Annotated in this window: 17 protein-coding genes; 3 read left to right on the top strand and 14 right to left on the bottom strand. The window is 73.2% G+C overall.

What is annotated here, in order from left to right; genetic code table 11:
* Positions 1-49: 49 nt before the first annotated feature.
* Together ACFY2B_RS23460 and ACFY2B_RS23455 are read right to left on the bottom strand one after the other, a co-directional pair.
* Positions 50-1,327 carry an ATP-binding protein gene (locus tag ACFY2B_RS23460; RefSeq protein WP_390765032.1) on the bottom strand — a complete coding sequence of 426 codons (1,278 nt, stop codon included), beginning with the start codon at positions 1,325-1,327 and terminating at the stop codon, positions 50-52.
* A gap of 31 nt (positions 1,328-1,358) precedes the next feature.
* Positions 1,359-2,036, bottom strand: a complete 678-nt coding sequence (locus tag ACFY2B_RS23455; protein WP_018566970.1) for a response regulator transcription factor — start codon at positions 2,034-2,036, stop codon at positions 1,359-1,361.
* Positions 2,037-2,459: 423 nt separating this feature from the next.
* Here ACFY2B_RS23455 and ACFY2B_RS23450 point away from each other — a divergent pair, with 423 nt between their 5' ends.
* Positions 2,460-3,956 (top strand): oligopeptide:H+ symporter, encoded by a 1,497-nt coding sequence (locus tag ACFY2B_RS23450; RefSeq protein ID WP_390765031.1) that lies wholly within the window; start codon positions 2,460-2,462, stop codon positions 3,954-3,956.
* A gap of 247 nt (positions 3,957-4,203) precedes the next feature.
* Here the strand turns inward: ACFY2B_RS23450 and ACFY2B_RS23445 are convergent, their stop codons facing one another.
* From ACFY2B_RS23445 to ACFY2B_RS23415, 7 genes are all read right to left on the bottom strand, one after another.
* Positions 4,204-5,511, bottom strand: a complete 1,308-nt coding sequence (locus tag ACFY2B_RS23445; RefSeq protein ID WP_390765030.1) for a hypothetical protein — start codon at positions 5,509-5,511, stop codon at positions 4,204-4,206.
* 2 nt (positions 5,512-5,513) lie between these two features.
* Positions 5,514-6,611, bottom strand: a complete 1,098-nt coding sequence (locus tag ACFY2B_RS23440; protein WP_390765029.1) for a hypothetical protein — start codon at positions 6,609-6,611, stop codon at positions 5,514-5,516.
* Positions 6,608-7,516 carry a hypothetical protein gene (locus ACFY2B_RS23435; RefSeq protein ID WP_390765028.1) on the bottom strand — a complete coding sequence of 303 codons (909 nt, stop codon included), beginning with the start codon at positions 7,514-7,516 and terminating at the stop codon, positions 6,608-6,610. Before ACFY2B_RS23435 ends, ACFY2B_RS23440 begins: the two co-directional genes overlap by 4 nt.
* 197 nt (positions 7,517-7,713) lie before the next feature.
* Positions 7,714-8,436 carry an LPXTG cell wall anchor domain-containing protein gene (locus ACFY2B_RS23430; protein WP_390765027.1) on the bottom strand — a complete coding sequence of 241 codons (723 nt, stop codon included), beginning with the start codon at positions 8,434-8,436 and terminating at the stop codon, positions 7,714-7,716.
* Positions 8,437-8,741: 305 nt separating this feature from the next.
* Positions 8,742-9,323, bottom strand: a complete 582-nt coding sequence (locus ACFY2B_RS23425) for a hypothetical protein (RefSeq protein WP_390765026.1) — start codon at positions 9,321-9,323, stop codon at positions 8,742-8,744.
* Between the two features lie 240 nt (positions 9,324-9,563).
* On the bottom strand, positions 9,564-10,100 hold the full coding sequence (locus ACFY2B_RS23420; protein WP_390765025.1) for an ATP-binding protein: 537 nt from the start codon (positions 10,098-10,100) through the stop codon (positions 9,564-9,566).
* Between the two features lie 215 nt (positions 10,101-10,315).
* Positions 10,316-10,693 carry an STAS domain-containing protein gene (locus ACFY2B_RS23415; RefSeq protein WP_376537360.1) on the bottom strand — a complete coding sequence of 126 codons (378 nt, stop codon included), beginning with the start codon at positions 10,691-10,693 and terminating at the stop codon, positions 10,316-10,318.
* A gap of 303 nt (positions 10,694-10,996) precedes the next feature.
* Here ACFY2B_RS23415 and ACFY2B_RS23410 point away from each other — a divergent pair, with 303 nt between their 5' ends.
* On the top strand, positions 10,997-11,872 hold the full coding sequence (locus tag ACFY2B_RS23410) for an RNA polymerase sigma factor SigF (protein ID WP_390765024.1): 876 nt from the start codon (positions 10,997-10,999) through the stop codon (positions 11,870-11,872).
* A 203-nt stretch (positions 11,873-12,075) separates the two neighbouring features.
* On the opposite strand, the gene hutI is transcribed toward ACFY2B_RS23410, so the two are convergent.
* The 4 genes from hutI to hutU form a co-directional block, all read right to left on the bottom strand.
* Entirely contained in the window at positions 12,076-13,248 is a 1,173-nt protein-coding gene (gene hutI / locus ACFY2B_RS23405) for an imidazolonepropionase (protein WP_390765023.1), read from the bottom strand.
* Positions 13,249-13,403: 155 nt separating this feature from the next.
* Positions 13,404-14,777 (bottom strand): formimidoylglutamate deiminase, encoded by a 1,374-nt coding sequence (locus tag ACFY2B_RS23400; protein ID WP_390765022.1) that lies wholly within the window; start codon positions 14,775-14,777, stop codon positions 13,404-13,406.
* Complete coding sequence (locus ACFY2B_RS23395) at positions 14,774-15,976, bottom strand: allantoate amidohydrolase (protein ID WP_390765021.1); 1,203 nt, start codon at positions 15,974-15,976, stop codon at positions 14,774-14,776. Before ACFY2B_RS23395 ends, ACFY2B_RS23400 begins: the two co-directional genes overlap by 4 nt.
* A gap of 221 nt (positions 15,977-16,197) precedes the next feature.
* Entirely contained in the window at positions 16,198-17,862 is a 1,665-nt protein-coding gene (hutU, locus tag ACFY2B_RS23390) for a urocanate hydratase (protein WP_390765020.1), read from the bottom strand.
* Positions 17,863-18,001: 139 nt separating this feature from the next.
* Here hutU and ACFY2B_RS23385 point away from each other — a divergent pair, with 139 nt between their 5' ends.
* Positions 18,002-19,549, top strand: a complete 1,548-nt coding sequence (locus tag ACFY2B_RS23385; protein WP_390765019.1) for a diaminopimelate decarboxylase — start codon at positions 18,002-18,004, stop codon at positions 19,547-19,549.
* Positions 19,550-19,864: 315 nt separating this feature from the next.
* On the opposite strand, the gene ACFY2B_RS23380 is transcribed toward ACFY2B_RS23385, so the two are convergent.
* Complete coding sequence (locus ACFY2B_RS23380; RefSeq protein ID WP_390765018.1) at positions 19,865-20,458, bottom strand: hypothetical protein; 594 nt, start codon at positions 20,456-20,458, stop codon at positions 19,865-19,867.
* Positions 20,459-20,618 lie beyond the last annotated feature (160 nt).

The raw sequence follows: 20,618 nt of genomic DNA, 5'->3' as shown, positions 1-20,618 counted from the left end.
CCCGGACCAACGGTCCAACCCCCCAAGCCCACCCCAGCGGAGCGAACCGTCAGCGGACGGTCGGCTGGTCCCCCCCGTCCGGCTTCTTCAGCAGCGGCGTACGGGACAGGAACAGGCCGAACACCGGCGGCTGGGACTGGAGCAGTTCCAGCCGCCCACCGTCCGCCTCCGCGAGATCGCGGGCCACGGCCAGGCCGATCCCCGTCGAGTTCCGCCCGCTGATCGCCCGCTCGAAGATCCGCGCGCCGAGGTCGGCCGGGACCCCGGGCCCCTCGTCGGTGACCTCGACCACGGCCTGGTTGCCGGTGACGCGGGTACGCAGCGCGACCGTGCCGCCGCCGTGCATCAGCGAGTTCTCGATCAGCGCCGCCAGCACCTGGGCCACCGCGCCCGGTGTGCCCACGGCCCGCAGATGGCGTTTGCCGGAGCTGACGATCGCCCGGCCCACGTTGCGGTAGGCGGGACGCCATTCGGCGAGCTGCTGCTGGATGACCTCGTCGAGGTCGAAGCTGACCGCGGAGCCGGTGCGCGGGTCGCGGGCGTTCGTCAGCAGCCGCTCCACCACGTCCGTCAGCCGCTCGACCTGCGTCAGCGCCACGTTCGCCTCTTCCTTCACCGTGTCCGGGTCATCGGTGAGGGTGATCTCCTCCAGGCGCATCGACAGCGCGGTCAGGGGCGTGCGCAACTGGTGGGAGGCGTCGGCGGCGAGCCGCCGTTCGGCGGTGAGCATCCGGGCGATGCGCTCGGCCGAGGAGTCCAGCACATCGGCGACCCGGTCCAGCTCGGGCACCCCGTACCGCTTGTGCCGGGGGCGCGGGTCACCGGAGCCGAGCCGTTCCGCGGTCTCCGCGAGGTCGGTCAGCGGGGAGGCGAGGCGGTTCGCCTGGCGCACCGCGAGCAGGACCGCGGCGACCACCGCGAGCAGCGCCACCGCGCCGATGATCAGCAGCGTCCGGCCGACTTCCCGGGTCACCGCCGAACGCGGCTCCTGGACGGTGACCCGCTCGCCCTCCTCGCCGTCGGCGCTGGACTGGATCACATCGCCCTGCGGCGGCTTGGTGCCCACCGTGATCGGCGGCCGGTTGGGCATGCGGATGATCGCGTACTGGTCCTTGCCGACCTGGTTGCGCAGTATGTCGGCGGTGACGTCCTCCGCGCCGAGGATGCGGCTGTCCACGATGCTGGCCAGCCGCAGCGCCTCGGAGTCCACCCGCTCCTGCGCGCTGTTGCTGATCGTCCGGGTCTCGACGATGACGAGGGACAGGCCGAACACGGCGATCACGACGAGCACCACGGCGAGCGTGGACTGGATCAGTCGGCGGCGCATGTCCTCTTACCCGGAGAACCCCCGACGGGGCTCAACTCTTCTCGAAGCGGAAACCGACTCCGCGGACGGTCGCGATGTACCGGGGGTTCGCCGCGTCGTCACCGAGCTTCTTGCGCAGCCAGGAGATGTGCATGTCGAGCGTCTTGGTCGACGACCACCAGGTCGTGTCCCAGACCTCGCGCATCAACTGGTCGCGGGTGACGACCCGGCCGGCGTCCCGGACCAGGACCCGCAGCAGGTCGAACTCCTTGGCGGTGAGCTGGAGTTCCTCGTCGCCCATCCAGGCGCGGTGCGACTCGACGTCGATCCGCACACCGTGGGTGGCCGGGGGCTGCTGCGGCTCGGCGGCGCCGCGGCGCAGCAGGGCACGGACGCGGGCGAGGAGTTCGGCGAGCCGGAAGGGCTTGGTGACGTAGTCGTCGGCGCCCGCGTCCAGGCCGACGACGGTGTCCACCTCGTCGGCGCGCGCGGTCAGGATGAGGATGGGAACGGTGTGGCCTTCGGCGCGCAGCCGGCGGGCGACCTCCAGGCCGTCCATGCCGGGCAGGCCCAGGTCCAGCACCACCAGGTCGACGCCGCCCTGCATTCCGGCGTCGAGCGCGGTGGGTCCGTCCTCGCGCACCTCGACCTCGTAACCTTCCCGGCGCAGGGCGCGGGCCAGCGGCTCCGAGATGGACGCGTCGTCCTCGGCGAGCAGTACACGGGTCATGGGGTGATGGTAGTCCGCCCGGCCGTCGTGCCGGGGTGTGATCGCCTCCCGGGATTCTTACCTTGGGTCACAGCGGTACGAACCCGGGGGCGCAAGGCCCCGTCGGGGGCGGGGCCTTCGAAACGGGGCGCCGGATTCCGCCGACACCTCTGATCCAATTCGTAAATCATCCCATATCCGACACTATCCTGTCGTATGGTGACCGGAGAATACCTGTCGGTGACGGCGACCTTTGGCGCGTATTCGACGCTGGGGGTCTCTTTTGTTGCGGGACGTGGATCCCGGTGGTCGCGGTCGCTGCCCCGCGGTCCGGGGCGGGTACCCCGTGGGCATGGGGGCGCGCGGCCCCGCCGCCGGGGCCGGCCGCACCCCCCACCGGGCGCGCGACACCGTACGGCGCGTCCCGACCAGCGAGGAACGACCATGGCGTCCAGCCTGACGAAGGACCCGGTGCAGCCGGACACGCCCGGCACCGGGAAGACCTTCTTCGGCCACCCCCGCGGACTGGCCACCCTCTTCATGACCGAGACGTGGGAGCGCTTCTCCTACTACGGCATGCGGGCCCTGCTCCCGCTCTACCTGGTGGCCCCGGCGGGGCTGCACCTCGACGCGGCCACCGCGACCGCGGTCTACTCGGTGTACCTGTCCCTGGTGTATCTGCTCGCCCTGCCCGGCGGCTGGGTCGCGGACCGCGTCCTCGGCCCGCGCAGAACGGTCGCCGTGGCCGGTGCGGTCATCATGCTCGGCCATCTCACCCTGGCGCTGCCGAGCGCCGGCACCTTCTACACGGGGCTCGGGCTGGTCGCGATCGGCTCCGGTCTGCTGAAGGCCAACATCTCGACGATGGTCGGCCACCTCTACGACCGCCCGGACGACCCGCGCCGGGACGGCGGCTTCACGATCTTCTACATCGGCATCAACCTGGGCGCCTTCGCCGCTCCGCTGGTCATCGGCACCATCGGGCAGAAGGTGAACTGGCACCTGGGCTTCGCGCTCGCCGCGGTCGGCATGGCGCTGGGCCTGGCCCAGTTCCTGCTCGGCGGCCACCGGCTGAGCCCGCGCTCGAACGTGGTGCCGACGCCGCTGTCGGCCCGGGAGAAGGCCGCCACGCTGCGCAGGGCGGGCCTGTGGGCGGCCGTCGCGGTGGTCTTCTACGGCGTCGCCGGACTCTCCGGCGCCTTCACCCTGAACTGGGTGATGGTCCCGATCATCGCCGCCGGCCTGGTCATCCCGGTGGTGGTGCTCGCCCGGATCAAACGGGACCGGGACCTGGACCGCGCCGAGCAGTCCCGGATGTCCGCCTACCTCTGGTTCTTCGTCGCCGCGGCCCTGTTCTGGATGATCTACGACCAGGGCGGTTCGACACTGTCGATCTTCGCCTACCACAAGGCCGAGAACAGCGTCTTCGGCTGGAGCTTCCCCGTCTCCTGGTACCAGTCGGTCAACCCGGTCATGATCATGGCGCTGGCGCCGGTCTTCGCGGTCATGTGGACCGTGCTGGCCCGGCGCGGCAGGGAGCCGAGCACGGCGGCCAAGTTCGGCCTGGGCCTGATCCTGGTCGGTGCGTCCTTCTTCGTCTTCCTGGCCCCGCTGGCCATCGCCGGGAGCGGCCACAAGGCCGCCGCACTGTGGCTGGTGGCGATCTACTTCGTGCAGACCATCGGTGAGCTGCTGCTCTCCCCGGTCGGCCTGTCGGTCACCACGAAGATGGCGCCCGCGAAGTACGCCTCCCAGATGATGGGTGTCTGGTTCCTGGCCGTCACCGCCGGCGATGCCACGACCGGGCTGCTGGGCGTGGCGGGCGTCGACCTGGACCGGATGGACATCGTGGTCGCGGAGGCGGTCCTCGCGGTGGCCGCCGGTACGGCGGTGTGGATGTACCGCGGCAAGGTACGACGGCTGATGGGCGACTTGCACTGACGGGTGACGGGTGACGGGCGCTGGCAGGCGGCGGGCGCTCGCGGGCGGGCGGCGTGAACAGCTGACGGGCGGCGGGCACGGGGCACATCGGCCTCGCGCCCGCGCACCCTCACGCCCGCGCACCCGCGTCCTCGCACCGGAGGGCCGTCGCACGCTGTGGTGCGGCGGCCCTCCGGGCGTTCGAGCGGCCCTCCGTCCGGTGGCCCGCCGTCAGGCAGGCTCGCCTTTCAGACGGCGTTCCCGGCGCTCACCGGGTCCTGCGGCGCGGCATGAAGGTGAAGACCGCCGCGCCCAGCAGGATCGCCGTGCCCGCCACCAGGCCCAGCGCCTTGATCGCGCCGTGGTCCTCGGAGCCCGTCGCCGCGAGGCCCCCGCTGGTGCCGCTGCCGCCGGCCGCCGAGCCGCCCCCGGACCCCGAGGACGACGAGCCGCCCGCGGCGCCGCCCGGCTGCGCGGTGGTGTCGAGGGTGAGCGAAACCGCCGTCCTGGTGGGGGTGCAGGTCGTCGTCGTCCCCAGGGCCTCGACCGTCAGGACGCCCGGCGACAGCGTGGAGGTGCCGCTCGCGCCCGGCTTGTAGGTGCCCTTCAGGTCGGGGATCTCGATCGGGTCGCCCGACTTGATCGCGGCGGAGTTCATCGGCCCCTCCACGTGCACGGTGCCCTTGTCGGAACCGCCCAGGACCACCTCCATCGACGGCTTGACCGAGCCCTTCGGGATGTCGGCGGGGCTGTCCATGACCGACTTCTTGAACTGCACGGTCAGGTCGTAGCTCCCGCCGTTCTTCTTGGCGTCGATCTGCACCGGCGAGGTCGCGTTCTTGTCCCCGATCGGCGTCTTGCAGGCGTAGGGCACCTGGATTTCCTTGCCGGTGAAGTCGGTCTGGCCGCCACCGGTGCCGTCGCTCGCCGAGGTGGTCGGAGTGGCCGTGCCGGTGGGCGGCGGCGAGTCCGGGTCGGACGGCGTGGGTGACGTCGTCGGCGTACCGCCGCCCCCCGCCGTGACCTGGATGGTCGCCGCCTTCTGCACGGTCTGGGACGGGGTGCACTTGGTGTCCGTCGTCATCGCGTTGACCGTGTACGCGTCGGGCGTCAGCGTCACCTCGCCGGGCGCCGTCAGCTTCAGCGAGCCCTTCATGTCGGACAGCACCATGGCGCCGCCCTTGGGGATCGCCGGGTTCTCGCGCGGCCCCTGCATCGCGATGTCCGCGCTCTGCGCACCGGCCGCCTTGAGGGTGCCGGACGGCTGCACCGAGTTGGCGGGCAGGTCGATGATGTCGGGGTTCTTCGAGGCGGCCTGCACGAACTTCCAGCCGACGTCGATCGTGTCGCCGACCTTCGCGGTGGCCGGCGCGGTGATCTCGACCTGGGTCGTGCCGTCCACCGGGTCGATGCCCGCGGGCGGTACGCAGTGGGTGGCGAACGACACCTGGGCGGCCTGCGCGGGCGTCGAGGCCGCCCCCAGCAGGACTCCCGCCCCGCCGAGGACCAGCGCGGCCACCGCCGCGCCCGCTCTGCGTCCGCCGACCGGTGTGACCGGTGTGACTCTCCTTCGCATGCTCACGTGGGTCCCTTCGGAGTGGGAGTCGTAGGACTCGTCGGGCTGTCGTCGTGCGGTGCGGAGAGCCGGCCGGCCGGGTCCGGACCGGAGTCCGAGCTGAACCACGGCAGGGTCGGAGTCGGGGTCGGTGCGGTGCCTTCGGTACGCGCGCGCGGCCCGGCCGGGCGCAGCACGGGCCGCGGCAGGCGGAACGCGGGCCGGGACAGCCCGCGCCGGCGTACGCCGCCCGGCCCGCGCGGTCGTACCCGGTCCACCACGGCCAGTCCGATACGGAACACGCCGGCCGGTACGACCAGGCAGAGCAGGATCCAGAACAGCGTCACGCCCCAGGGCCTGCCCACCCCCCAGGGCTGCTCGGCGAGCACCTTGCCGCCGTACCTCAGGGAGACGCTGTAGTCGCCGTGTGCCCCGGCCGTGAGTTCGACGGGCAGCTTGACCTGCGCCTTCTTGCCGGGTCCGAGGGTGCCGCGCCACTGCTGCTCGTCCCACTGCGGGGCGAAGACGCCGTGCGCGGTGCCGACCTGGAACACCGGGTTCTCGACGGTCGTCGTGCCGAGGTTGCCCACGGTGAAGACCAGCGTGCGGGAGGGCGGCGCGCCGAACCAGGTGAGCACCCCGCTCGACCCGTCGAGCCGGGTGTCGGTGAGGACGGCGAGACGCCCCGCGGCGGATTCGGCGGGCAGCGGCTCGACGGCGTGCCCGGCGACCTGGAACTCCGCGTCCGCGTCGGCCTTCGCGCCGGTCACGGTGGCCACGTGCACCACGCACGGGCAGGGCACCGGCGGCTCGGCGACCGGCAGTTCCTTGCTGAAGCCGCCCTTGGCGTCCGTGGTGACCGCCCGGCCGTCGCCGTTGGCGCAGGAGTTGGTGCCGCCGATCACGCCCCGCGCGGGCGTGGCCCGCCCGCAGATCAGCAGCATCAGCAGGGTGTCCGGCCGCCAGCCGCTGCCGCTGACGGTGATCGAGCCTCCGGTGCCCGCCTGGGACTCGGACAGTTCGACGGCGGGTCGCGGCGCCGCCGACGCCGGGCCCGCGAGCGGCAGCAGGAGCAGCGCGAACACCGCCGCCAGCACCGGAATCCGCAGCCTGCCGCTCACGTCATGACTCCCGTCAACTCGACCTCCGTACCAGGGACTTCGGCCTGTGCGTCACGCCTGCGACGACGACGGCGGCGACGGCGTACCGCGAGCGCGACCGCCGCGCCGGCCACCAGGGCGACCCCGCCGCCCAGCGCGCCCCAGGGCACGAACCGCGCCGACGTGTCCGCGGTGGCGTGCGCCCCGCCCGCCGCCGTCACGGTCAGCCGCACGTCGACCGCGTCCAGCGCGGGCGGGTCGGACCACGGCTCGCTCAGCCGCAGTCGCTGCCCCGGTGCGAGGTGGACGGCCAGGGTGCGCGGGGCGCGGTCCAGGACCCGGCCGAAGACACCGTCCGCGCGCACCGCAAGACGCGGTACGAGGACGGTCGTACCGCGGTTGACCAGCTCGTACGTGATGCGCCCCGCGTGCACGGCCGGCTTCTCCACGGTCAGGGCGGACAGCGCGGGGCCGCCCACGCGCAGCCGGATCGGTACGCTCTCGGTCCGGCCGTCGCCGTCCTCGGCGACGATCGTGCCGGAGCTGTCACCGGGCGCGGCCCCGGCCGGCACGGCCACCGTGAAGGGGACGTCGGCGCGGGTGCGGGCCGGGACCCGGAGGCCGGTCTCGGCGAAGGTGATCCGGACGCCGGTGCCGTGCAGCCGCAGCGTGACCGGTCCGGCGCTCCGGTTGGCCACGGACACGGTGTCCTGCTGGACGGTCCCCGGGGTGCCCTCGGCGTAGAACGACGGCCGTCCGCCGCCCGCGGGCGCGAGGGCCCAGCCCCCGGACCCCGTGGCCGCCGGGGGCGGGGTACCGGACGCCGCCGCTGCCCCCGGGGAGGCGGCGAACAGGGACAACGGGACGAGCAGGCCCAGCCACAGCGCACGGGTGAGCATGGCCAGGCGGCGGGCAGGAACGAGCACGGACCGGCAGTGGGCAGGAGCCGACACGGACCGGCTCCGCACACGGGCGAGTACGGACGGACAGCCGACACGAGCGGACACGGACCAGTTCCGCACACGGGTGAGCACGGACAGGCTCCGGGCGCGCGTGGGCAGGGACGAGCGCGGGACACGGGCGGCGGTCGGCATCGGCGGCTCCAGCGGGTCGGGCCCGGGGTTCAGCGGCGTACGGTCTGGTTCCGCCGCGTCACCCACAGGACGCCGCCGAGACCGGCGAGCAGGACCGTGCCGCCGAGCGTCCCGAGGGCGATCGCGGAGTCCTCGGGGCCGGTCTGCGGGAGTTGCCCGGCGGCGTCGCCGCCCTGGGAGGACCCCGACGAACCCGAAGAACCGGAGGAGGAGCCCCCGGACGAACCGCCCGAGGACCCGCCGGCCGCCGTGACGTCGAGGGTCAGCGAGGGCTTCGGGGTGTTGCTCGGCGTGCAGGTCGTCGTCGTACCGAGCGCCTTGATGGTGAGGATGCCCGCCGTGAAGGTGACCTTGCCCGACTTCTTCGGCGTGTAGGTGCCGCTCAGATCGCTGATCTTGATCGGGGTGTTGGCCGGGATCGCCTCCGCGTTGGCCGGGCCGGACACCGCCATCGTGCCGCTGTCGGCACCGCCGAGCTTGATGGTGGCGCTCGGACTCATGGCGCCCTTGCCCAGTTCGACCGGGCTGGAGGAGACGCCCTTCTGCCACGACATGGTGATCTTGTAGCCGCCGCCGCTCTTGACGCCCTTGATGTCGATGGGCGACACCGCGCTCTTGTCGCCGATGGGCGTCTTGCACTGGTAGTTGACGTCGACGACATCCGCTCGCGCCGCGGGCGCGGCCAGCAGCACCACCGAGCCGGCCAACGCCGCGGCGGACGCGAGCGTGGCGGTTCGCTTCGGGTACGACACGGTCCACCCCATTCCTGACGGCACATCAGATTGGCCGTCAAGGTACGCCCGGGGGGATGAGGAGGGAAGAGACGGTGCGCCCCGGAGTTGTGACGATCCGGCGCGCGCGGGTGGCGGCTCGGGTGAGGGCTCGGGTGGAGGGAGTGCCGCGAGTGACAGTCAGTCGGGCGGCGGGGCCGCTTCGGGCGGGTCGGGCGGCAGGAGGCCGCGGCCGGCAGGGGCCGAGGTCGTGATGGCGACTCTTGGTCCTGATGAGAACCCGTGGTCCTGACCAGAACCCGTGGCCCGGATGAGAGAAGGAGCTCTTACCTGCCCTTGCCGAGCTTGCGGGGGGCGACGTTGCGATAGCCACGGCCCCAGGGGCGGCGAGCCGCTGCGTTCCCGTCCGCCCTTGCGGGTCGGCCACCGGTCCCGGGGGGCAGGAACCGCCAGACGGCCGCCGCACGCCGACCGGCTTCTTCGAGGTGCCGAGCCTGCGACTGGAGGATCTCCTGCCGTGTCTGTTCGCCGTCCAGTCGCTGAACCCGCACGTCGTCGTGCAGGTTCACGGCTTCGATGTAGGCATACCGCCAGTCCTCCATCTCGTCGAAGGACTGGCGGTATGCCTCCGCGACCGCGTCCTGCGCGGCCGGGTCGCCGAGGGGACCTGCCGCGTACACGTTCCTCAGCTCATTCCCAAGGGCCGCGGTCTGGTTTTTCAGGAGGGTGTACTCACGCCCTGTCTCGTTCTCGGCCTCGGCCAGCCCGCTCAATTCCGAGCCCACGCTGTAATCGAGGGCACCCGCGAATTCCCCTGCGAGCAGGGCGTTCTGCTCCCTCCTTGCCACCGCCCTCGCCGTTGCTTCCTGTGCTTCCCGCGCCCTTTCGAACCCCTCGTCCTCGGCCAAGTCGCCTCCTCTGTCGCGGGCTCCTCGAAGCCCCGGTCGGTGCCGGGCACCCCTCGTACGACACCTTGCCGTCGGCACCTTGCCGTCCGGTGGTCGGAGGAGGTCAGGCCCGGCTCTGCCAGGAACGACAACGGCCCCCGTGACGCCCCTGGTTCATTCGAGGACCCGGGCCCGTGCGGGGCCGAACGCCCCTGCCGACACGGCCGAGGCAGGGCTTGATCCGCCGGGCGTCCGCCTCCGTCAAGCCGGTGCGCCCAGCTCGGCCCAGACCCTCTTGCCGGACACGCCCGGGGTCCGTACGACACCCCAGTCCAGGCAGAGCCGCTGCACGATGAACATGCCGTGGCCGCCTGGGCGGCCCGCGCGGTGCGGGGTGCGGGGGGCCGGCTGGCCGCTGCCGCGGTCGGAGACCTCGACGCGGATCACCTTGTTGTCGCGGGCGAGGAAGAGTTCCTCGGGACCCTCGGCGTGCAGACAGGCGTTGGTGACCAGTTCCGAGACGACGAGCAGGACGTCCTCGGCGGCGGCCCGCTGGTCGGCGGAGGAGGCGGGCAGCCAACCCCACGCATACAGCGCCTGACGGGTGAAATCACGGGCGAGCGGCACGACACCGCTCTCCCCGTCCAGACGGATTCGGCGGGTCTGTGGACCCTCCGGCGGTACGGCCGCTGCCCCCGTGGACGCGCCGTCGCCCGGCGCTCCCCCCTCGGACGCCCCGGAAGCACCGCTGGGCTCCGGGCCGCGGTCGCCCGGCGGGTAAGGCCGGGTGGTGCTCATCAGCGCTTCACCTCACCGATTCACCAGTTCACGTTTGAGCGGTCAGCAGTCAGTAGCGGTCGGTACCTGTCGGCACCCGTCGATACAAAGTCGTACGCAGGCGGTTCGTCGGTTCCGTATACCCCCGGGGCCGACCGGTCCAGCATCTCTCCTGCCCGGCTGACCGGGTGAAACACCCCCCGATCCGGGACGGCCCGGAACCCCCGCGGCAGGGCTCAGCCGGTCTCGTCGGCCAGGGCCGCCTCGACGGAGTCATGCACGGTGAAGACCGCCTCCGCCCCGGTGATCTCGAACACCCTGGCGACCACCGGCTGCATGGCCGCGAGATGCACCCCACCCCCGGCGGCCTCCGCCTTGAGGCGGGCGCCGAGCAGCACGTTGAGTCCCGTGGAGTCGCAGAACTCCAGCCGTGAGCAGTCCACGACGAGTCGCGAGAACCCTTTGTCGTGAAGATCGTCGAGCGGTTCGCGCAGCAGATCGGCGGTGTGGTGATCCAACTCACCTGCCGCGGCCACCACCGCGCTGGAGCCCTCTTCCCGCACCTCCACCAGAAGCCGGCCCGACTGTGCGCTGCCGACCGTCCCGCGGTCCATGCCGTCTGTCTCCCGAGGTCGTGGCTGCTGACTGAACGCTCCGCCGATGCCCACTCACGCTCTGCACAGGTACTTCCGGGGCTCGTACGGTGACCTCGAACACTACGCCTTCCGTACGCGCTCCGACACCCGAACAACCGCACACAATCGGACATATGGCAACAAATGACACTTGCCACGGGCTCGGTGAAGCGGGTAGGGCTAAGAGGACACACAAACCGACTCGGCCGGCTTTGGAGGCGCCGCACACCGCAGTGCACGCATGGCTTCGGCAGCCCAATGCCGAGAACGATGGAGGACACCATGTCACCCCGGCTCGACGCATCGCATACCCCGACCGCGACGTCGACACCCCCACCGGAACAGCTGGATCCCATCGCGGGGCTCCCCGAGATCCCCCCGTACGACGAGATCGGCCCCGTCGACGCGCGGGCCCTGTCCAAGACCCTCTTCGAGCGGCTGGAGTCGCTGGAGGAAGGCACCCACGAGCACGCGTACGTGCGCAACACGCTCGTCGAGCTGAACCTCGCGCTGGTCAAGTTCGCCGCCTCCCGCTTCCGCTCCCGCAGCGAGCCGATGGAGGACATCGTCCAGGTCGGCACGATCGGCCTGATCAAGGCGATCGACCGCTTCGAACTGTCCCGCGGCGTCGAGTTCCCGACCTTCGCGATGCCGACCATCATCGGCGAGATCAAGCGCTTCTTCCGCGACACCTCGTGGTCCGTGCGAGTGCCGCGCCGGCTCCAGGAGCTGCGCCTCGACCTGGCCAGGGCGAGCGACGACCTGGCCCAGCAACTGGACCGCTCGCCGACGGTGGGCGAACTCGCCGACCGGCTCGGCATCTCCGGTGACGAGGTGGTCGAGGGCATGGCGGCCTCGAACGCGTACACCGCTTCCTCCCTGGACGCCCAGCCGGAGGAGGACGACGCCGAGGGCGCGCTCGCGGCCCGCATCGGCTACGAGGACCACGGTCTTGAAGGCATCGAGTACGTCGAGTCGCTGAAGCCGCTCATCGCCGAACTCCCGTCACGGGACCGCAGGATCCTCTCCCTCCGCTTCGTCGCCGGACTGACCCAGTCGGAGATCGGCGAGGAACTCGGCATCTCGCAGATGCACGTGTCGCGGCTGCTGTCGCGGACGCTCGGCCGGCTGCGCGACGGCCTGACCGTGGAGGAATGAGCCCGGCTTCCACGGGCCCCGGCTCCCCGGCGGAGCCCGGACGGCCCGAACGCCTCTCGGGTTACCCGAAGTAACACCTGTTCCCGGCAGCCTTCCCGCCCCCTGCGGGCGCCCCGCCGGCCGGTACGTCGACGAGGACGTGCCGGCCTTCTGGTGTGTGTGGGGGCACCGGACGGCTCCGGGGCCCGCGGCCGGGTGCCGGTTCAGCGGACCCGGGTGCCGCGCCGCCACACCCCGGTGACCAGGGGTACGCCCGGCCGGTAGGCCAGGTGCACATGGCTCGGGGCGTCCAGGAGGAGCAGGTCGGCGTAGGCGCCGGAAGTGAGGCGGCCGATGTCGGTGCGGCGCAGCGCCGCGGCACCGCCCGCCGTCGCCGACCACACCGCCTCATCGGGGGTCATGCCCATGTCCCGCACGGCCAGCGCGACACAGAAGGGCACCGAGGACGTGAAGGACGAACCGGGGTTGCAGTCCGTGGACAGCGCCACCGTGACGCCCGCGTCCAGCAGCCGGCGGGCGTCGGGCCACTCGGCGCGCGTGGAGAACTCGGCGCCGGGCAGCAGCGTGGCGACCGTACGGCCGCTCGCGAGGGCGTCGACGTCCGCGTCCGTGAGGTGGGTGCAGTGGTCCGCGCTCGCCGCGTCCAGCTCGACGGCCAGCCGGACGCCGGGGCCGTACGAGAGCTGGTTCGCGTGGATGCGCGGGTGCAGCCCCTTCGCCCGGCCCGCGGTGAGGATCGCCCGGGCCTGGTCGCCGTCGAAGGCGCCCTGCTCGCAGAAGACGTCGATCCACCGGGCGTACGGCGCGCAGGCGTCCAGCATCTCGCCGGTGACCAGCGCGACATATCCGGCCGGGTCGGCGGCGTGGTCCGGCGGCACGATGTGCGCGCCGAGGTAGGTGACCTCGTCGGTGTGGGCGGCGGCGATGCGCAGCGCCCGTGCCTCGTCGGCGACCGTCAGGCCGTACCCGGACTTCGTCTCGAACGTCGTCGTGCCCTGCCGCAGCGCCTCGGACAGGTAACGGGTGAGGTTCGCCTCCAGTTCCCCGTCCGTGGCGGCACGGGTGGCCGCCACCGTGGTGCGGATGCCGCCCGCCTGGTAGGGGCGGCCGGACATGCGGGCGTTGAACTCGGCGGTGCGGTCGCCCGCGAAGACCAGGTGCGAGTGGGAGTCGACGAAGCCCGGCAGCACCGTCCGGCCGTCGGCGGAGACCCGATTGTCAGTGGCGGGTGCTTTGCTGGATTCACCGGTCCAGACGACCCGGTCGCCGTCGATGACGACGGCCGCGTCCTGGACCAGACCGAGGGGGGATCCCCGTCCGAGGGAGGGGTCGTTGGTGACCAGCGTGGCGATGTCGGTGATGACGGTGCTGCTCATGGCGTCCTTGGTGGGGTCCTGGGCGGGGTCCTGGAGAAGGTCCTCGGCGGGGGCGGCCTGCAGATGGTCCTCGGCGGGGGTCTTCAGAAGGTCCTCGGCGGCGTCCTTGGCAGTTGTCCGGTCGGCGAGCGGACGGGGCGAGCGGGGCGGGGGCGTCAGGCGCGCAGCGCTTCCACCGCCGCCGCCAGCGCCCGCGGGACATCGGGGACGAGCGTGTGCGCCCCGTCGCGCACGACGTGCCGTCCCGCGACGACCGTGTGCCGCACATCCGCCGCGCTCCCGGCGAATACGGCGGTCTCGGCACCGAGTCTGGGCAGCGGCCCCGCGGTCCTGACCGAGTCGAGCGCGATCGTCGTGAGGTCGGCGAGCGCGCCGGCCTCGATGGTGCCCGCCTCGTCCCAGCCGAGCGCGGCGTGCCCGTCGGCGGTGGCGGCCCGCAGCAGGGCGGCGGCCGTCCAGTGGCCCCGGGTACGGGTGCGCAGGCGCTCGTTCAGCTCCATGGCGCGCGCCTCTTCGAGCAGGTCGACGACGGCGTGGCTGTCGGAGCCGAGGCTGAGCGGGGAGCCCGCGCGTTGCAGGGCCGCCGCGGGGCCGATGCCGTCCGCCAGGTCCCGCTCGGTCGTCGGGCACATGCAGGTGCCGGTGCCGGAGCCGCCGAGCAGGGCGATGTCCTCGGCGGTGACATGGGTGTTGTGCACGCCGGTGGTGCGCGGGCCGAGGACGCCGTGGTCGGCGAGGAGCCGGGTGGGGGTGCAGCCGTGTGCCTGGAGGCTGGCCTCGTTCTCGGCGGTCTGCTCGGACAGGTGCACGTGGAGCGGGGCCCGCCGCTCCTCCGCCCAGCGCGCCACCGTCGCCAACTGCCCCGCGGGCACGGCCCGTACGGAGTGGACGGCGGCTCCGATCCGTGCGTGATCCCGCTCCTTGAGAACTGAACAGCGTGCGGCCCAGGCTTCGGCGGTGCCGTCGGAGAAGCGGCGCTGGTGGGTGTCGGGCGGGCTGCCGAAGCCGGCGGAGAGGTAGCAGGTGTCGAGGAGGGTGATGCGGATCCCGGCTTCGGCGGCGGCGGCGATGAGCGCTTCGCCCATGGCGTTCGGGTCGGCGTAGCGGGTGCCGCCGGGTGCGTGGTGCACGTAGTGGAACTCGCCGACCGCGGTGACGCCCGCCAGCACCATCTCCGCGTACACGGCGCGGGCCAGCGCGTGGTAGGTGTCCGGGGTCAGCTTGTCGGCGACGGAGTACATGACCTCGCGCCAGGTCCAGAAGGTGCCGGAGCCCACCTGGACGGTGCCGCGCAGGGCGCGGTGGAAGGCGTGGCTGTGGGCGTTGGCCAGGCCGGGGAGGGTGAGGCCGCGCAGGATCTCGGCGCCGGACGGCGGGGTGGGGACGCCGGTGCGGACGGCGGCGATCCGCCCGTCCCGCACGTCCACGGCCACGCCCGGCTCGACGTGGGTGTCGAGCCAGGCGTGCTCCAGCCAGTACGTCCGGGGGTGGTGGGTCTGCCCGGACTGCGGTTGCTGCGTCGGCGTCACCTGCGGACCAGCCCTTCCAGTACGTCGGCGAGCGCGGTCACCCCGGCCGTGCAGTCGTCCTCGGTGGCGGACTCGGCCGGGGAGTGCGAGACGCCGGTGGGATTGCGCACGAACAGCATGGCGGTCGGGACGCTCCCGGACAGGATTCCCGCGTCGTGTCCGGCGCCGGTGCCGAGGACCGGCACCTTCAGTTCCGTCTCCGTGCCGAGGATGCGGGCGAGTTCGTCGCGCAGGGCGTGGTCGAACTCGACGACGGGCGTGAAGGACTCGCGGACGATGTCGAAGTCGACGCCGTGCGCGGCGGCGTGGTCGCGGGCGGCCCGCTCCACGCCCGTGACGACCGTGTCGAGGGCCGTCTGGTCGGCGGCACGGGAGTCGAGCCAGCCGCTCACCAGGGAGGGGATGGCGTTGACCCCGTTCGGCTCGACGGCAATCTTGCCGAAGGTGGCGACGGCGCCGGCCAGCCGTGCCTCGCGGCGGGCGGCGAGCACGGTCTCGGCGTACGGCAGCATCGGGTCCCGCCGGTCCGCCAGCCGGGTGGTGCCGGCGTGGTTGGCCTCGCCGCGGAAGTCGAACCGCCACCGCCCGTGCGGCCAGATGGCACTGGCCAGGCCGACCGGGTCACCGGACAGGTCGAGCGCCCGGCCCTGCTCGACGTGGAGTTCGACGAACGCGCCGATCCGGGCCAGCCGCTCGTGGTCCGGGCCGATGGCGTCGGGGTCGTGTCCGGCGGCCTCCATGGCCCGGGGCAGGGTGATGCCGTCGCCGTCGGTCAGCCGGTGCGCCTGCTCGACGGTGAGCTGTCCGGCGGTCAGCCGCGAGCCGACGCAGGCGAGCCCGAACCGGGCGCCCTCCTCGTCGCCGAAGTTCACGATGGCGAGCGGCCTGGTGAATCGCGTTCCCCTGCGGCGCAGTTCGTCGAGGGCGGCGAACGCGGACACCACACCGAGCGGCCCGTCGAAGGCGCCGCCGTCGGGCACGGAGTCGAGGTGGGAGCCGGTGACCACGGCGTCCGACGCGGCCGGGTCGCCCAGCCAGGCCCACTGGTTGCCGTTCCGGTCGACCTCGTGGGTGAGCCCGCGGGTCTCGGCCTGCGCACGGAACCAGGCCCGGCACTCGGCGTCGGCCGCGGTCCAGGCGTGGCGGCGATAGCCGCCGGTGCCGGGGTGCCGCCCGATGGGCAGCAGCTCGGCCCACATCTCCTGGAAGGAGGGCGTGGTCGTCTCGCGAGGGGCGAATGTCGATGTCCCCCCTGAATCCGGGCCGGCCGGAGCTTCTCGGCGGAGGGTGGGCACGGCCGAGCCCCTGGCCGACGACGAAGGCGCCGAGCCCGCGGCCAGCGACGCCGCCGCCGGACCCGCGGCCGACGACGGGGCATCGGCCCCCGCAGGAGAGCCGCCGTGCCCGCCCGGATCCCGGCTCACGCGTCGTCACCCTCGCGCATCGGCACCCGTACCCCGCGCTCGCCCGCCACCGACTCCGCGCTGTCGTAGCCCGCGTCCACGTGCCGGATGACGCCCATGCCCGGGTCGTTGGTGAGCACCCGGCGGATCTTCTCGCCGCCGAGCTTCGTGCCGTCGGCCACCGTCACCTGGCCGGCGTGGAGGGAGCGGCCCATGCCGACGCCGCCGCCGTGGTGGATGGAGACCCAGGAGGCGCCGGAGGCCACGTTGACCATGGCGTTCAGCAGCGGCCAGTCGGCAATAGCGTCGGAGCCGTCGAGCATGGCCTCCGTCTCGCGGTACGGAGAGGCGACGGAGCCGCAGTCGAGGTGGTCGCGGCCGATGGCGAGGGGGGCCGCCAGTTCTCCGGACGCCACCATGTCGTTGAAGCGTTCACCGGCCTTGTCGCGCTCGCCGTAGCCGAGCCAGCAGATCCGGGCGGGCAGGCCCTGGAAGTGGACGCGCTCACCGGCCAGTTTGATCCAGCGGGCCAGGGACTCGTTCTCGGGGAACAGCTCCAGGATCGCCTTGTCGGTCTTGGCGATGTCGGACGCCTCGCCCGACAGGGCCGCCCACCGGAAGGGTCCCTTGCCCTCGCAGAACAGCGGGCGGATATACGCGGGGACGAAGCCGGGGAAGGCGAACGCCCGCTCGTAGCCCGCGAGTTGGGCCTCGCCGCGGATCGAGTTGCCGTAGTCGAAGACCTCGGCGCCCGCGTCCTGGAAGCCGACCATGGCCTCCACGTGCCGGGCCATGGACTCGCGGGCGAGGGTGGTGAAACCGGCCGGGTCCTTGGCGGCGGCGGAGGCCATGTCCTCGAAGGCGACGCCGAGCGGCAGGTACGCCAGCGGGTCGTGGGCCGAGGTCTGGTCGGTGACGATGTCGATGGGGGCGTTCATCGCGAGCAGCTGCGGGACCAGTTCGGCCGCGTTGCCGAGGACGCCGATGGACAGCGGGCGGCGGGCGTCGCGCGCCTCGACGGCCAGCCGCAGGGCGTGGTCGAGGGAGTCGGCCCGGACGTCGAGGTAGCGGTGCTCGATGCGGCGTTCGATGGCGCGCGGGTCGCAGTCGACGCAGATCGCGACGCCGTCGTTCATGGTGACGGCGAGCGGCTGGGCGCCGCCCATGCCGCCGAGCCCCGCGGTCAGGGTGATCGTCCCGGCGAGGCTGCCGCCGAACTTCTTCGCGGCGACCGCGGCGAAGGTCTCGTAGGTGCCCTGGAGGATGCCCTGGGTGCCGATGTAGATCCAGGAACCGGCGGTCATCTGCCCGTACATGGTCAGACCGAGGGCCTCCAGGCGGCGGAACTCCTCCCAGTTGGCCCAGTCGCCGACGAGGTTGGAGTTGGCGATCAGGACGCGCGGGGCCCACTCGTGGGTCTGCATGACGCCGACCGGCCGGCCGGACTGGACCAGCATGGTCTCGTCCTGCTTGAGGGTCCTCAGGGTGCGGACCATAGCGTCGAAGGAGCGCCAGTCGCGGGCGGCCTTGCCGGTGCCGCCGTAGACGACGAGCTTGTCGGGGTGCTCGGCGACCTCGGGGTCCAGGTTGTTCTGCAGCATCCGCAGGGCGGCCTCCTGCTGCCATCCCAGGGCGCTCAGTTCCGTGCCGCGCGGCGCTCGTACGGCGCGAGGTCCTGACATGGTCTGCCTCCTAGCGGGTTGGTCCCGGCGGGTTCCTACTGCCTGTTAACACCTCTATTCACATCCTTGCCTGATGAATAGAGCTAGTCAATACAGGGGCGGGCCGCCACGGGCGCGTCGCGGATGTTTGGCTGGATGCATGAGCTCAGGCAACGACTGGACGGTGGGCGCCGTGGACACCGGCGAGGACAGACACGCGGGCGGGGCGTCCGGCGGGACCCGCGAGGGCACGTACGGCGAGGAGCTCGGGGACGGGCGGTACGGGGACGATCCGCAGAGGGACGGTGCCGGGCGGGACGGTGCCGAGCGGGCCGCCCGGCGGGACCGGGCGGTGCGGGCCGCCGTGGCGCAAGGGCTGGTCGGGCCCGCGGCCCCCGTCGTCGGGCTGCTGGACGTCACCGGCATCCGGGACTCGGCGGCCGCGCTGCGGGCGGCGTTCGACGCGGTGGTGGCCCCCGGGACGCCGGTGCTGCACGCCTTCGCCGTGAAGGCGACCCCGCTGGTCGCGGTGGTGCGGCTGCTGGACGGCGAGGGTATCGGCGCGGAGGTGGCCAGTCCGGGCGAGCTGGCGCTGGCGCGGACGGCCGGGGTGCCGCCCCGGCGCATCGTGCTCGACTCGCCCGCCAAGACCCCGGACGAGCTGCGTGAGGCGCTGGCGCTGGGCATCGCGGTCAACGCGGACAATCCGCAGGAGCTGGACCGTATCGACGCCCTCGTGCACCCGCACGGCCCGAACGGCGCCCAAGGCCCCGCGGCCCCGGTCGGATCCCCGGTGGGCATCCGGGTCAATCCGCAGATCGGCGGGGGTTCCATCGGGGCCACCTCGACGGCGACGGCGACGTCGAAGTTCGGGGTGGCACTGCGCGACGAGGGCGCGCGGGAGTGGGTCATACGGGCCTTCCTGGACCGTCCGTGGCTGACCCGGCTGCATGCGCACACCGGCTCGCAGGGCATTCCGCTGGCGCTGCTGACGCGGGGCGTGGCGGAGACGTACGCGCTCGCCGAGGAGATCAACGCGCGGGTCGGGCGGCGGCAGATCGACACCGTCGACATCGGCGGCGGTCTGCCGGTGAACTTCGACTCGGACGCGATGACGCCGACGTACGCGCAGTACGCGCGCGTGCTGCGGGAGGCCGTGCCGGGGCTGTTCGACGGGCGGTACGGGCTGGTCACCGAGTTCGGGCGGTCCCTGCTGGCCAAGCACGGCACCGTGGTGGCGCGGGTGGAGTACGCCAAGAACGCCGGCGGACGGCGGGTCGCGGTGACGCACGCGGGCGTACAGGTGGCGACGCGCACGGTCTACGCGCCGGCGGCGTGGCCGCTCAGGATCGCCTCCTACGACGCCGGGGGGCGGCCCAAGTCCGGGCCCGGGGTGGTGCAGGACGTGGCGGGACCGGCCTGCTTCTCCGGCGACCTGCTGGCCGAGGGCCGCACGCTGCCCCCGCTCGACCAGGGGGACTACGCGGCGGCGCTGGACACGGGGGCGTACTACTTCGCCCACCACTACTCGTACAACTCCCTGACCCGGCCCGGGGTGTACGGCTTCGTGGCGGACGGCCCGGACGGGGTGGACGGGGTGGCCTTCGCGACGGTGCGTTCGCCGCAGACGGTCGAGGAGGTCGTGGCCGAATCCGGCGGGGCGCACGCCGCCGCGCTCACCGGCCTCCGGCCGCCCGAGCGCCCCTGACACGGCCCGGGGTGGGACGGCCGGCCCGCCCTGCCGCACACCGTGCCCACGCCGCCGCCCCTCGCCCGGAAGCCCGGCATCCCGGAGTTCCAGCTTCCCGGACCGACGGTCCGAGGGAACCGGCCCGGACCGGCCACCGGGCGGGCGGCGTCGGCCGCCGTCTCACCGGGCCGGCCCGGTACGGGGCCGGCATCCGAGCCACCGTCCTCGCCCGTGCCCCCGCCGCCGCTCGTGCCCCCGCCCTCGGTCGTGCCCCCGCTCGCGCCCGGCCCGTACCTGGGCCCGTCCCTCCCCGCCCGGCCGTCCTCGCCGGGGTCAGACGAGTGCCGCGGTGTGGCGGCGGGATCCGCCCGGGGCCGCGTCGCCCGCCGCGATGCCCGTGCCGCGGTAGGCCCGGACCGCCTTCCCCGCCGGACGGCCGGCGCGCCGGTCGAGCCAGTCGACGCGCACCCACAGCAGCGCGTCCCCGGCCCGCTCGCGCCGTCCGAGCCAGGCGGCCTTGAGCCGCAGCCCGGTGCCGGTACCGGCCAGCAGCATGCCGCCCGCGGCGGGCACGGCGAGCGAGCTGCCGAGCGCGACGACGAAGGCGAGCAGCAGCCACCAGCGGTGGCCGCGGCGCCAGTTGCGGACCGTCACCGCCCGGTCCTGGAGCACATCGTGCTTGCCCGCGCGGGCCGCGGCACCGGCGAGGGCCGTGTAGCGCCGCCGCCGGGTGCCGGCCACGACGGCGGCGCCGACGATGAACAGCGCGGCCCCGCCCATGACGCCGATCCTGCGTCCTGTCATCCCGGGCAGGAACACTCCGATGCCCGCCGCGAACACCCCGAGCCACCACAGCGGCGCCGCTCCGGCCCGCATGACGACGGCCACCCGGGCCAGTCCCTGTCCTCCGCGTCCTCCGCGTGCCACGTCCGACCTCCCGTGCCCGGCTCCTTCGACTGCGAGCAGGCACGTTAACGCCGCAACGTGAGACAAGTCTGAGAGCGCCCGGTCACCCCGCGCCGCACCACCTCAACGGCGGGCCCCGCCCGGTCACCTCGCGCCGCACCACCCCGACGGCCCCGCCGCC

This window comes from Streptomyces sp. NPDC001270 (assembly GCF_042896695.1).
In the GTDB taxonomy this organism is placed as follows: domain Bacteria; phylum Actinomycetota; class Actinomycetes; order Streptomycetales; family Streptomycetaceae; genus Streptomyces.
Note: the sequence above shows the minus strand (reverse complement) of the source record. Positions and strands in the feature narration are given on the sequence as shown.